Origin of the sequence: Facklamia sp. P13069, assembly GCF_050409405.1 — a bacterium.
Taxonomy (GTDB): Bacteria; Bacillota; Bacilli; order Lactobacillales; family Aerococcaceae; genus Facklamia.
In genome coordinates this window covers 14,111-28,464 of the sequence record NZ_JBNUPN010000003.1, presented here as the reverse complement: position 1 = coordinate 28,464, position 14,354 = coordinate 14,111, and the positions used below count along the sequence as shown (strand labels likewise).

At 37.5% G+C, this 14,354-nt stretch carries 10 protein-coding genes; 2 read left to right on the top strand and 8 right to left on the bottom strand.

Features of this window, described 5'->3' with window-relative positions; translation table 11 throughout:
- Position 1: 1 nt before the first annotated feature.
- The 4 genes from ACQV2T_RS01410 to ACQV2T_RS01395 form a co-directional block, all read right to left on the bottom strand.
- Positions 2 to 586, bottom strand: coding sequence for a TlpA family protein disulfide reductase (locus ACQV2T_RS01410; RefSeq protein WP_428873481.1), 585 nt, complete (start codon positions 584 to 586; stop codon positions 2 to 4).
- 11 nt (positions 587 to 597) lie between these two features.
- Entirely contained in the window at positions 598 to 1,314 is a 717-nt protein-coding gene (locus ACQV2T_RS01405; protein WP_428873480.1) for a cytochrome c biogenesis CcdA family protein, read from the bottom strand.
- Between the two features lie 211 nt (positions 1,315 to 1,525).
- Entirely contained in the window at positions 1,526 to 2,896 is a 1,371-nt protein-coding gene (gene rlmD, locus ACQV2T_RS01400) for a 23S rRNA (uracil(1939)-C(5))-methyltransferase RlmD (protein ID WP_428891809.1), read from the bottom strand.
- A 76-nt stretch (positions 2,897 to 2,972) separates the two neighbouring features.
- On the bottom strand, positions 2,973 to 3,770 hold the full coding sequence (locus ACQV2T_RS01395; protein WP_428873461.1) for a hypothetical protein: 798 nt from the start codon (positions 3,768 to 3,770) through the stop codon (positions 2,973 to 2,975).
- Positions 3,771 to 3,957: 187 nt separating this feature from the next.
- Here ACQV2T_RS01395 and ACQV2T_RS01390 point away from each other — a divergent pair, with 187 nt between their 5' ends.
- Complete coding sequence (locus tag ACQV2T_RS01390) at positions 3,958 to 4,971, top strand: glycosyltransferase (protein ID WP_428875015.1); 1,014 nt, start codon at positions 3,958 to 3,960, stop codon at positions 4,969 to 4,971.
- Positions 4,972 to 4,990: 19 nt separating this feature from the next.
- Here the strand turns inward: ACQV2T_RS01390 and ACQV2T_RS01385 are convergent, their stop codons facing one another.
- The 4 genes from ACQV2T_RS01385 to ACQV2T_RS01370 form a co-directional block, all read right to left on the bottom strand.
- Positions 4,991 to 5,347 carry a hypothetical protein gene (locus ACQV2T_RS01385; RefSeq protein WP_428873458.1) on the bottom strand — a complete coding sequence of 119 codons (357 nt, stop codon included), beginning with the start codon at positions 5,345 to 5,347 and terminating at the stop codon, positions 4,991 to 4,993.
- A 12-nt stretch (positions 5,348 to 5,359) separates the two neighbouring features.
- Positions 5,360 to 6,208 (bottom strand): HAD-IIB family hydrolase, encoded by an 849-nt coding sequence (locus ACQV2T_RS01380; protein WP_428875014.1) that lies wholly within the window; start codon positions 6,206 to 6,208, stop codon positions 5,360 to 5,362.
- Between the two features lie 119 nt (positions 6,209 to 6,327).
- Positions 6,328 to 7,842, bottom strand: coding sequence for a helicase HerA-like domain-containing protein (locus ACQV2T_RS01375; protein ID WP_428873456.1), 1,515 nt, complete (start codon positions 7,840 to 7,842; stop codon positions 6,328 to 6,330).
- 136 nt (positions 7,843 to 7,978) lie between these two features.
- Entirely contained in the window at positions 7,979 to 10,738 is a 2,760-nt protein-coding gene (locus tag ACQV2T_RS01370) for a SpaA isopeptide-forming pilin-related protein (RefSeq protein WP_428893142.1), read from the bottom strand.
- Between the two features lie 415 nt (positions 10,739 to 11,153).
- Between ACQV2T_RS01370 and ACQV2T_RS01365 the strand changes: the two genes are divergently transcribed.
- Complete coding sequence (locus tag ACQV2T_RS01365; RefSeq protein ID WP_428873454.1) at positions 11,154 to 13,859, top strand: cation-translocating P-type ATPase; 2,706 nt, start codon at positions 11,154 to 11,156, stop codon at positions 13,857 to 13,859.
- Positions 13,860 to 14,354 lie beyond the last annotated feature (495 nt).

Genomic DNA, 14,354 nt, shown 5'->3' with positions numbered 1-14,354 from the left:
CTTAATTCTCCTTTGCTAAGGCTTCAAACAATTGAGTTAATGTTTCTTTGCGAATTTCACCTGGAATAATCTTTACTGGCACCCCTTGACTATCAATCAAGGCATTAGTTGGCATTGAACGTACTCCATAATTAGCAAAGGTCTGACCCTCTTCATCTAAAAGTACTTTCATATTATTGTATTCTAGCGAATTAAACCACTCCATAAAATCTTCTTTGTTTTTCTCCCCGTTATAACCAGGAGAAACAATCGTTACAACTTCAAAGTCATTTTCTTGACCAGCTAAAGTATTTAAATCTTCTAAGCCAGCTAAACAAACCGGACACCAGGATGCCCAAAACTTGACATAAACTGGCTTGCCTTTTTGTTCTGCTAAAGAATAATCTTTTCCCTTTAAATCTTTTAAGGTGAAATCATAAGCACTTTCTCTTTTTGAAGATATGCTTGAATCCTCTGAAACTTTATTTGTCTTTTTAAGCTCTTGGGCTGAATTGTTCGATTCGCCATCTGTAGTCTCTTGGTTGGAAGCTAAGGCACAACCACTTGCGATTGAAGCGACAGCTAGTAATAATATAAATCTTTTCATTTCATTTCCTCCTAATTGAATAAGTTATTAAAATAAGCGACTAAGTTGGGAAGTTGATTGGTCATTAGGACGATTCCCATTATCATTACCAAGAAGCCACCTGTTCGTTTGATGGTTACCAGATGTTTTTTGAAAAAGCTAACACGGTCTAACATATAAGTGGATAGAATCGCCATAATCAAAAAGGGAATCATTAGCCCTAATGAGTAAATTAACATCAAGAAGGCTCCGTAAAATTGAGTGTCTCCGCTGGCGGAAGTGACTAAAACAGCTCCTAATATTGGTCCTACACAAGGTGTCCAGCCAAGACTAAAGGAAACACCCATCAGATAGGTTCCTAAGGCTTTTTTCTGTTTTACATTCACTTGTATTCCACGCATACGATCCAGTTTTTTAAAGTGGATGATATCCATTTGGTGGACACCCAGTAAAAAAACTAAAAAGCCTGCAAAGATTAAAATGGAAGAATTATTTAGGGCTTGGCCTAACCATCCTGCGCCAAAACCTAAAATAATAAAACTGGTTGAAAGTCCTAATACGAAGGACATGGTTTTAATAATGCCTCCCTTATTGATTTCGAACTTGCCAATTTTTAATTTTTGATATTCTCCTGCTTCATCCGTCATAAAACCAATATAGACTGGAATTAAGGGGAAGGTACAGGGTGCAAAAAATGACAATAATCCGGCAACAAACACGGAACTGAGTAAAATGTTTTCTCCTATCATAATGTTTTCCTTTCAAAAATGTATTTTTTCTTTATAGCTTAATTATAGAAGTAAGACGAAAGGATTATAATCGAAGATCGTTTTAAAAAACTTTAATTTGATTGTATTATTTATTATTTAATACAATTTATACTTTTCATATAAAAAAGAGCTGTTCCAATTCCTTATTGAAGAAAATTGGACCAGCTCTTAATTTCATTGGTTTAAAATCTTATTTATTGAGTTTTGTTAATAAAGCTACCGTCTCCACATGATTAGTGAATGGGAAAAGATCAACCGGTTGAATACTTTTGACTTGATAGCCCGCTTGAGCAAGTAGTTGACAATCACGCGCTTGGGTAGCTGGATTACAAGAAACATAGACAATCTTAGCTGGATCTTGTTCCACTAAGCTTTCAATAAACTGAGGATCCAATCCCTTGCGCGGTGGATCCACTGTCACCACATCAAAACGAATGGCTTCTTGATTCCATCTTGCTAGCCAATCTTCTGCTAAACCCGCTTCAAAATGCACATTATCTATCTGATTGATTTCGGCATTTTTCTCAGCCATTTCGACGGCTTCAACCACTACTTCCATGGCATAGACCGCTTGAGCATGTTTGGCAAGCGCTAAGGATAAGGTGCCTATGCCACAATAAGCGTCCAATACAGTCTCACTGCCATCTAGTTCTGCTGCTGCAATAGCCAGCTGATATAAACGCTCAGCTTGAGGAGTATTAATTTGATAGAAAGATTGTGGTGATATTCGGAAAGTCATCTCTAACATCTGATCTTCAAAATACTCTTTTCCCCATAAACAATAAGTCTCTTTTCCCATAATAACATTTGTTTTGGCGGGATTAATATTTTGAATAATTGATACCAGCTGAGGAATTTTTTTAATCATCTCTTGCATTAATTCTTCAAGTTGAGGAATTTTTTTAGCTTTAGAAACTAAAATGACCATTAATTGACCACTATAATGGCCTTTTCTTACAATTAAATGACGCATGCAGCCTTTGTGAGCTTGCTCATCATAAGCCGGAATGTGGTACTTTCTTAAAAGGTCCCGAACCATTAGAATCGCTTGATCAATAGCGGGATCTTGAATATGGTAGTCTTCAACTGGAATGAGGTCGTGACTATTTTTTCGAAAGAATCCCGTTTCTAACTTACTTTTAACCATCCGAACTGGAATTTGAGCCTTATTACGGTATCCCCATGGATCATCCATACCCATAGTCGGTTGAATGGTCAATTCTTTAAAATGCCCAATACGTTCAAAAGCATCTCTCACAACCTTTTCTTTAAATGCTAACTGTGCCTCGTAAGACAAGTGTTGTAAGGTCATCGTTCCCGTTTGACGCCCGATATCATCGGTTATGGCTACTCGGTCAGGACTTTTATTTACGACTTTTTCTAACTTTCCAAAGCCATATTTTTTTCCGATTTTTATGACTTTAAATTCAATGTCTTCTTGCGGTAAGGCTCCTTCAATAAAGAATGGAAAGCCCTCAATTTTAGCGACACCCAACCCTTCATGAGTTAAATCTTCTACTCTTGCTTGTAAGAGTTGGTTTTTTTCAAAATTATTTGCCATGTATTGCTCCTCTGTTATTTACCTTAGGTTTTGGTTAAAAAGTTTGGGTCTTGAAGTGAAAGGACTAAATAGAGGATTAACTCTCTTTTAACTTAGCAATTTCTAACTCCAATTGTTTTATTTTTTGCTTAAATTGACTTCGTCTCTGCATCAGACTTTGTCGCATTTTCTCGCCTAATTCATCATTTAGAACGTAATCGCGAATGAGATAGGGAAAATCAGATCGTCTTAAGGCCAATTGATTCCTCTTTTCATATAAAGAGACTAACAAGGCATTCCTCACATCGACTAGTTGGCTTAATTTTAATGGAGACGCTTGAGCATAATCTTCATTTAAATGATCTAAAATCAATTGAAGAATCTCTTTATTATCTCTTTTATAGGCAGTCAAGGCTTTTTGATAAAGTACCTCTTGGTGTTTTGTTTGTAAAGGATATAGAAGAGGGTGGACATTAGAAACTATTTGACGGTACATTCCCCGCATCAAGCGCGCCTCTTCTTCTGTTAAAGTATCTTCGTAGATAGAGTGTTCTGCTGATTGTATCTTTTCTTCCGTTTCAATAATTAACTGCTGATAAACAGATAAATCTTTTTCTAACTGTTGCAGTTTTAGCTTTTGATTCTTTTCCTTATAAAGACGTATTATTCTATACTTTCTTTCTAAGAAGACAGCTTGAAAATGAGCTTTTAATAAATTGAGCCATTCTTTACCAAAATTTAAATAAAAGTGCTTTTCTAAATAAAAACAATCCTTATAAATTAATTCATCATACTCAAATACAGCTTGCGATAAATCCACTTGCAACCTCTCAATTTCTTTTTCAAGTAACGAGCGTCCAGGCAGTAAGAAAATTTGACCAAAATGTCCTGTCATTAAAAAGCCCCCTCTCAAAGTCGCTTTGCCCATCTATTGGATTATACATCAAATCATTGGTAAAGACTAAATTGCTTTAACAAGACTTAGTAAAACTTGTTAAAATAGGGCCTGTTCGATAAAATAAGTATTACATTCATTAAAAATAAGTTTTTTAAGATTTTTAAAAGAGAAAGTAGGTAAGTAGATGCGCGTTTTACTTTATTCAGGCAATCTCGAGCAAATCAAACGCTCAGGCTTAGGCAAAGCCATTCATCATCAGCAAAAAGCATTGGAATATATGGGAATCGATTATACCATGAATCCCAAGGACTCTTTTGACCTATTACATATTAATACCTACTTCCCTAAATCCTATCTTTTAGCAGCCAAATGTCGCCGCAAGAATATTCCAGTCATTTATCATGCCCACTCGACTAAAGAGGACTTTGAGAACTCCTTCCGTTTCTCAAATTTTCTAGCACCTAGTTTTAAACAATGGCTGCTAACTTGTTACCGTTTGGGTGATATTCTCATCACCCCTACTCCATATTCTAAGAGCCTGCTTGAAAATTACGGTCTCGATCAACCGATTTATTCTGTTTCTAACGGGATAGACCTATCTAGATTTCAACCTCTAGACACTGAGAAACTTAAGAAAGTTTTCCGTCAAAAGTACGACTATCAGCCTGATGATTTTGTTGTAATGGGGATTGGACTATACTTAAAACGCAAAGGGATTCTTGACTTTGTTGAATTAGCCAAACGGATGCCTCACATTCAATTTATTTGGTTTGGCTATCTTGACTTGCGCTATGTACCGGATGAAATAAAAAAGGCTGTCTCTACGAAATTACCTAACTTAAAATTTGCTGGTTATGTACCTAATGAAGATATACGGGCCGGTTTGTTAGCGAGCAATCTTTATATTTTCCCGACTTTTGAAGAAACTGAAGGTATTCCTGCAATTGAAGCTTGCGCCATGAAAACAGATTTTATTGTGCGTGATATCCCTGTATTTGATGGTTGGCTGGAAGACGGTGTGAATGTTCATAAAGCTATAGACCTTAAAGCCTTTCAAGAAAAAATTCAACTAGCCTATGAAGGCAAACTCCCTTCATTAGTAGAAAAAGCCTATGAAATTGCCATCGAACGCGACCTTCCTCAAATTGGTCGACAGCTATTTTCAATTTATCAAGAAGCTCTGAAAATGAAGGTATAATAATAAACCCCACCGTTGATTAAACCATTGGTGGGGAATTTTTGTCTATATTTTCAAATTTGATTAAAAACTTATCCAGTTGATCTTTATCTCTTGCCTTTTGCGCTTGAGAAATATTAGAAGGATTAAGATAGAAACGAAAAACTTCTTGATCCTCAGCATTTTTAATTTGAATAGCCTCGCCTTCATCAGGATTATCCTTTATACGAGAAACCTGAGGATATTTTGCTCGCCAATATTCAATGGCTTCTTCGGCTACTGCTTGTCTTAAAACTTTATACATTTCTGCTTGATGAGCCGGAATTAAGAAAGCGTCAATTTGAGCCATCTCGTCCATTCTGTTCTTGATGTTTTTCTTTTGCGTTCTCTTTACCATTTAATCAACCTACTATTCTTTAATTGTACGGTATTTTTCTAAAAAGTCTAATTCAAATGATTGTATATAATCTTCTAGCACACAAATAACTGATTGGTCATTATTATTTCCGATTTTATAGCGACATTGCATAGCCAAGTCTTTATCGGCATTATCCATTGCTATACTGTAGTGGACTTGAGCCATCATGCTTTCATCATTCAAAGAATCACCAAAGGCCATCGATTCCTCAGCTTTAATATTGTATTTGTTTTGTAAATAAAGCAAGGCGCTGCCTTTACCACCCTCTTTATTATATACATCTACCCATCCATCTCCTGAAGTAACTGCAGTAACTTCTTGATAACGCTCGTTGATTATACGAGCTAAGACTTTATTGCGGTCAAGTGTATCTTGTGTCGCAATCGCAATTTTTGTTACAACAGAATCTTCAGGCAGTTCAGAAAATTGAGGAATGTAGTTTACATCTTTAGCGTAGCGTGAAATGAAATCAAATAATGGACCCTTAGTGTCTCTAAAATAAGCCGCATCGCCTAATCCTAAAACGGGAGAATAGGCTTGAAATTCATCTAAAAAGTCGATAATTTGGGTAAAACCTTCATATGGAATGCCAATCTTCTTTAAGGTCTGATCATTCTTGACAATGTAATTACCATTATCACAAGCAAAATATAAGTCCGGCCAGACAGACTCTTCAAAGTAATCTGCAATTTTCTGATAAGAATTACCAGTAGCAATTGCCACGATCACTCCTGCTTCTCTTAACCGTTTCAGAACGCGGTTAAAGCGATCCCGATCATAAGTCTTGTCAGTCCTGAGGAGTGTTTCATCAAGGTCAATAGTGATGAGTTTTAATGTCATAGAAATTAATGCTCCTTTTTAATTATTGCTAGAATAAAGTGTTAAACATTTATCATATTGCATCCCTACTGATTATAACATTTTTTTAAGAATCATCATCCTTTATTAATCGCTAAAGTCTACTTTTTGAACATACCAGATATCGAACGTGTGATAACTCGGCCTATCTCGCGACCAACCTGACTCATCATATTTTTAGTAAAGCGGTCAAAATTTGAATCCGTCCGTCTTGAAGCTGTTTTGCCTGACTTCTTAAGCTGTTTAGCTAATTCTGCTTCCAGCTCTTTAATGCGTTGGTTGGTTGAGAGGTCCTCTGCTTTGCCATCAATCGATTCAATCATTTCTTCTTGTGTTTCTTGCATAGCTTGATTTAATTGTTCGTGAGCAGACTCACGATTAATTGTTTCACTATATTTATCTAAGAGTTGTGAGTGGTTAATCGTCTTCAAAATAGTTTGAGGGTCAACAAGGCCCAACTTACTCATCGGAGGATAAATCATAACTCGTTCAGCAACATTTGGTGTGCCTTTTGAATCTAGAGTAGAAACAACAGCCTCTCCGGTGGCTAACGCTTGGAGCACTTTTTCCAAATCAACAGCTGAAGATTCTGCTTGTCGGAAAGTTTGACTCACTGCTTTGACCACTTTAAGTTCCTTTGGTGTAAATGCTCTTAAGCCATGTTGAATTCGATTGCCTAATTGTGAAGACACACTGTCTGGAAGGTCCATAGGGTTTTGAGTGACAAAAAAGATGCCTACCCCCTTGGAGCGAATTAAGCGAACCATCAATTCTATCTTTTCAACCAGCACCTTCGGAGTTCCATCAAACAAAACATGGGCTTCATCAAAAAAGAAAACCATTTTAGGTTTAGCTAAATCGCCCACTTCCGGAAGACTGTCAAAGAGCTCTCCTAGGAGTGCTAACAAGACCATGGCATAAAGTGTGGGAGTTTGATAGAGCTTGCTGGCATTCAAAATGTTTATAATGCCTTTTCCTGATTCATCTACCCTTAATAAATCTTCAATCTCTAGACTAGGCTCAGCAAAAAAAGCATCAGCTCCTTGCTGTTCTAAAACTACAATACTGCGCAAAATAACACCAATGGATGCTTTGGAAATATTCCCATAACTACCGCTTAATTCTTTGGCATGTTCGCCTACGAAATTTAGCATTGCTCTTAAATCTGTTAAGTCAATCAATAAAAGCCCTTTTTCGTCTGCTACCGAAAAAACCACATTCAAAATACTAGTTTGTGTCTCATTTAAACCTAATAGGTTGGCTAATAAAATGGGTCCCATTTCGGAAACAGTAACTCTCAGTGGCAGCCCTGATTGCCCATGGGCATCCCACAGTTCGATAGGAAAAGCTTGATTATCATAATTTTCATAGTGAGTGGCTTGTAATCTTTCAATAAATGCTTGAGAACTACCCATCTCAGCCAAAGATATCAAATCGCCTTTAATATCTGATAAAAATACAGGTATGCCAGCTAAACTTAGCTGTTCAGCTATAACTTTTAAGGTAACCGTTTTACCCGTTCCGGTCGCTCCCGCTATAAGACCATGTCGATTTAACTTGTCTAAGCTTAATCCAACCGCTTGTGAGCCGTATCCAAACATAAGTTGTGTATCCATGTTAAGCCTCCTCTACTATTCACACTCTCAATTTTAGCATACTCTTATTTACTCATCATCCAATTATCTAACATTTATTAGATTTGTTAGACACAAAAAACAACCCCTAAAAATATTAGGGATTGTTTTCAAAAATCTATTTGTCTTTAAATTGATTTCTTTTTCTTAGAGCAATCAGTAGTGCTCCCCCAACTACTAAAATGCCTGCGACTAAGTAAATCACTTTTGAAGTTGTTTCACCAGCTGTTGGTAAATTGCCTTTTTCAGCTTCTTTACGATCGGTTGACTTTTTAACAACAACTGCTTTCCTATCCTCTTGAGTTTGAGTGGTTGTTGATTGATCAGTTTTGGCGTCTTTGTATACTAAGGCTACAATACCAAGGCCTTTGCTTTCAACAGTGGCTGTTTCTCGGTTAAGGCGTACTTTTAATCCTTCAACTTGTTGGCCCATAACTTTCATGGCTAAAAGTTGACTATTAATTGGACGGGTAGGAAGTTTGATTATTGTTGGATTTTCCAATTTTATTTCACTACCGTTTTGATTAAAAGCTTTGATTTCATAAGCTACAAAATCTTTACCTTTCAATTCAGAAGGGAGATTAGCGGCATTTAAATCAACTTTTTGAATAAGAACCTTCTCCACATTTTTAGCGTCTGCCTTGGTTAAGAGGACTTGTCCTCCATTTTCTAAGTCCTTAAAGACCATTTCAGGAACGGTCGCTTCTTCGGTAACAGTCGTTTCCTCAACAGTTGTGGTAGTTGACTCTTGTGTAGTTGATGCTAGTGTCGTAGTTGTTGGCTCTATTGATGTAATCACTTCTTCAGTTGTGGTTGTCGGCTCTGGCGTAGTTGAAGGCTCATCAGTCGTAACATTTTCTTCCAGCTGATAAGCTAGTTCAACTTTTTGGTTTGCATCCACTTCAATCGTTTCTGGAGAGAATTGATCTGCACGGTAAACTTCAGGAATAGAAACAAACTGGACTTCATAACTGCCTACAGGCACTTCTTCAATTAAAGCTATTCCATTCTTGTTAGTTTCAACAGTCAACTCGCCAATTTGCATTTGCACATTTGCAACAGCTTGACCTTGACTATTGCTGACAGCTATTGAAACTTGACCCACCTCAGCTTCTTTTTGAATAGTCACAGCTTGTAACTCTGGCGCTTCATTTTCTACAGCTACATCTATTAGATTGCCTTGGGCTACATATCCTTCAGGGGTTTGACTGACTTGGTATTGGTAGTTACCTAGAGCAAGATCACTAGCTGAGGCTAGACCTTGACTATCAGTCGTTATTTCCTGTTCTTGGCCATCTTCAGTATTGATTAGGCGTATGCTCACACCTTCTACCGCTTCAGCCTTTTGATCTTGAACTTTAATCGTCAAAACCGCTTTGGGATCCTGTGTCGTCGTAGTTGGCTCTTCTGTAGTAGGTTCAGCAGTTGTAGTCGGTTCCATTGTTGTAGTCGGCTCTTCTATTTCAAATGTTAAATCAGTAGGCTGATTAACTGAAACTTCAACCCTTTGAACATTGGACTCTAAATCAGCATTTCCTGAAGTCGTCACCAAGGTAACATCGTAATCACCCACTGGCAATGAATCAATAAAGATAGAGCCATTGTCATCAGTCGTATAAACTTGGTCTAACACTTGAACTTCAGCTTGGGAAATTGCTTGACCTTGAGTATCGGTAACTAAGATATTCAGTTGACCAACTTGGTCTAACTTGGTAATACCAATTACTTGACGATTTTCTTCATTAGCAGAAACTTGTGTTTCTAATAATGTTCCTTGAGCTGAATGTGTTTCCGGTGTTTCGATTACTTGATATTGGTAATTGCCAGTGGGAATATCAGAAGCTTGAGCGACACCTAATTGGTCGGATACTAATTCTTGTTTAAATTGAGGATCATCCAGTTTGGTCAATTCAATCTTAACTCCTTCAACCGGTGCTTCCTCTTGATCATATACTTCGATTTGTAAATCAGCTTTAGCTTCTACAGTTGTTTGAGAACTTGTTGAATCTTCGATAACACCTGACAATATCAAAGGAAAGTCGTAAGTTTGACCTGAGTAAATCTCAACATTTTCTTCAATTTCATATCCTGACATTGCTTCTGGTAATCGACCAAAATTCATTACATAGTTACCAGTAGGAACTTCTTGAAATTGAGCGATCCCTTGTTCATCGGTTAAAACTTCCTGCCCATTGATCACTATTCCTACATTCGGAACGCCATTACCCACACTGTCCTTAAGAATTACATTAACGTTTCCTAATTCGTCAGCAACTTCTGTTTGACTGTTTTCTTCACTATTATCAGCTTCTTGACTACTGTCTGCAGTTGGTGATTCAATCTTTGGTACTTGAGGGTTTTGAACTTGATCACCGACTAAATAAATGTTAAAAATCGGAGGTGTTTCTAAATAATTGCCGTCAATTGTAAAGGCATAATCATATACTATCGTTTGATCGGCCAACTCAACAATTTCTCCTGAATCCTCAGCAATTTCATCAGCCTTCTCTTGTTTTTCTTGAACGATTTGAACTTGATAAGGTCGAACTGATTGTCCTCCCCTTTGAAACTTCCCGTCATCATATAAACGGAAGATATATTCACCAGCAGTCAATTCAATTGGTTGCTGTTCAGTATTGTCACTACGATAAGAATAAACAACCTCTTGACTTGCTATATCAATAATATCATAGGAAATCTCTTTTTGAGCTTGGGGGACATTCTCATCTACTTGTAAAAAAATATTAAAAGTAGGCTCTACAAAATTTTCTTGTGCTTGCGTTTCAACTTGAGCTAAAACTTCTTGGGTTTGAAATATTGGTACTGCCAATAGGTTGCTCACTAGAACAAATGATAAAATATTTTTTCTCTTAAACATCTTGATAACCTCCTTAAATACTATGTTTCGTCTACAATTATACTTTACCATAAATCAAGAGCCAACGACCTTAGAATGCTTAATTATCAAAATTTATAAAGGTTTTTACTAAATTTCATCAATCTTTCTTCAAATTTGACAACTACTCCTGATTTAAAACTTTGACTATCTTTACAAAAAAATTTGCATAAAAATGTGCTATTGATTATAATTTAGCTAGATGTTCATAAGGGAGTAACTTAAGATAGATGATATCTTGGCTGTATCAACAACGTTAAGTAGTTTTACTACTGGTACAGTCTGAAATAGTGAGACTTATGCCATTGAGCGCAGCTTTGTGTTGCCCAAGTGGCATGAGTCTTTTTTCTATTCGAAGTCAATCTTATAAACACGTTAAATTAAAGGGGGAAAGTGGATGTCTAGCAAAGATTTTGTTGCTTATACTAAATCAAATCAAGAGATTATAAGCGAATTAGATACCGATATTAAGAGCGGATTAAGTCAAACAGAAGTAAAAAAGCGTTTGGAGCAATACGGTGAAAACACCTTGAAAGAAGAAGAAACAAGGTCTCTTCTACAAAAATTTGTGGACCAATTTAAAGATTTTATGATCATTGTTCTGTTAGTTGCTTCTGTCATATCTGCATTTGTTGGATATATGGAAGGAGAAGGACCAACTGATTCAATTATTATTCTGATTGTTGTCCTATTAAATGCAGTGCTTGGAGTTTTCCAAGAGGCTAAGGCCGAAGATGCCATTAACGCCTTGCGTGATATGTCTTCACCTGAAGCCAACGTATTACGCGATGGAGAATATATGAAAATCAAATCAACTGAACTTGTTCCTGGCGATGTAGTTAGTTTAGAAGCTGGTGACATCGTTCCTGCGGACATACGCTTAGTTGAAACCAATTCCTTAAAAGTCGAAGAAGCGGCACTAACTGGCGAATCTGTTCCAGTTGAAAAACATGCCGAAGCGGTTATTGAAAAAGAAGCTGGGATTGGTGATCGATCCAATATGGCTTTCTCTTCAACCAATATTACCTATGGGCGCGCTTTAGGAATCGTCACTCACACAGGGATGGATACAGAAGTTGGACATATTGCAGCCATGTTGTCTTCGACGGAAAAGCAGCTCACTCCACTTCAAAAAGACCAAGAAAAATTGGGTAAAACACTTACCTATTTAATTATCGCAATCGCTATCATAACTTTTATTGTTGGTGTCTTTCTTAAAGGATTCTCGCCAATTCAAATGTTATTAGTTTCTATTTCATTGGCAGTTGCCGCTATTCCAGAAGGCTTACCTGCTATTTCAACCATTATTCTATCTTTAGGCACGCGAACCATGGCTGCCAGAAATGCCTTGGTAAGAACTCTTCCTGCTGTTGAAACTTTAGGATCAACTATGGTTATTTGTTCAGACAAAACCGGTACTTTAACACTGAATCAAATGACTGTTGAAAAGGTTTATTATGATGGTCAATTGCATTATGCTCAAGATCCACTTGATAATAATGGTAAATTTATTTGCTCTTTCGCTTTCCCTAATGACTCTAAAGTCGATGCTCAAGGAAATGTCAACGGTGACCCTACTGAAACAGCCCTCATTCAATACGCCTTAGACCATGGGATGGATCTCAAAGGACAATTAAGACAATTCCCTCGAGTAGAGGAAATTCCTTTTGATTCAGGCCGTAAATTAATGTCAACCATTCATGAGACCGATGATGGCCGTTATCTAGTCTTTGTTAAAGGAGCTCCTGATCAATTAATTAAGCGCTCAAGCTCTATTCAAAAAGCCCAAGAAGTTACTGCAATGACTGAGGCTGATCGAGAAGAAATTATAGAAGTCAATGCTAAATTAGGTCGGCAAGCATTAAGAGTTTTAGCAGGTGCCTATAAAATAATTGATGAGATTCCCGCTGAAGTTACAACGGAAACCTTAGAAAAGGACCTAGTTTTCACTGGTTTAGTCGGTATGATTGACCCAGAAAGAACAGAAGCCAAAGCTTCTATTGAAAAAGCGCGTATGGCTGGTATTCGTACTGTCATGATCACAGGAGACCACGCAATGACTGCTCAGGCCATTGCTGAACGTTTAACTATCTTAGACCCAAATGACAGCGAAAATGAACGTCACGTAATGACCGGAGCCCAATTAGATGAAATTACAGACGATCAGTTAGCTAAAGAAGTTGGAAATTACTCAGTTTATGCTAGGGTTTCACCAGAGCATAAAGTGCGTATTATCCGTGCTTGGCAAGCCAATGATGCCGTTGTCTCAATGACCGGTGATGGAGTTAATGATGCGCCATCTCTTAAACAAGCCGATATTGGTGTCGGTATGGGTATCACTGGTACAGAAGTCTCTAAGGGTGCTTCAGACATGGTCTTAGCTGATGATAATTTCCAAACCATAGTTGTAGCAGTCGAAGAAGGACGAAAAGTATTTGCTAATATCCAAAAAGCTGTTCAGTTCTTACTTTCTGCTAACCTTGGAGAGGTGATCACTTTATTTACAGCCACTTTATTCGGTTGGGTGATTTTAGAACCAATTCATATCCTGTGGATTAACTTAGTAACGGATGTCTTCCCTGCTATCGCATTAGGTATGGAGAAAGCAGAGTCTGATGTAATGTCACACCGTCCACGTACTAAAAAAGATTCTTTCTTATCCTTTGGGGTGGCACCCTCTATCCTTTATCAAGGGATTCTAGAAGCTTTAATTACGCTATTCGTATATTGGTATGCTGCTGAAGGCCCAATGCAAACATCCTTAATAGGAGAGGAACGACACGTTCTTGCTGAGACTATGGCCTTCATTACACTTGGTTTAATCCAACTATTCCATTCATATAACGTCAAATCCGTTTTCGCTTCCCTATTCAGCCGTAATCCTTTTGACAACAAGTGGCTAAACTTAGCCTTCTTAGTATCCGGAGCAATGCTTTTAGGTGTTGTATTAATTCCTGGTATCAGTCAATTCTTTGATGTTCATGCTTTAACAGCTGGACAATGGGGAATTGTTGTCGCAGCCGCCCTCTCAATTGTGGTGGTGGTAGAAATTGTTAAATTTATTATGCGTTTAAGTGGGTTCGCTGACAAATATAATCAATAAGCCTATCAAAAAAGCTGGGACAAAAGGACCTCTCAGCCACCTCAATATTTACAGCGAGCCTAGATTGGAAAGTAACTTTCCAATCTAGGCTCGCTGCTTTGGGTATTTACGTAGATTATTGGCCATAAATATCCGCTCGACATCGGTCTTAGAAAAGCTATTACGACCGTTAAATATCGCTTGATGAGTGGTGTGTTTTTCTTCACGAGGAATAAAATCCTGGCAATTTTTCGGTGATACTTTTGAGACGACGGCGTTCTTTTTGCGTTCATCCGCTCCGGCAACAGTTTGCGATTCAATCGCTCAGTTAAGCGTTTCAATTTCTTCACTTAAGAGCTGCTGAATCTCAGATTGAATCTGTTTGACTACCTCATGAATCCGCCTAAACACTATGATTTTCAGGGAATAAACAATCCATTTCCAGTAGCAAGCAAGTTTGATTCATAGTATACTGTTGCTAGATAGAAAGCCCCTCCTAAATGGCTTTGTGATTAC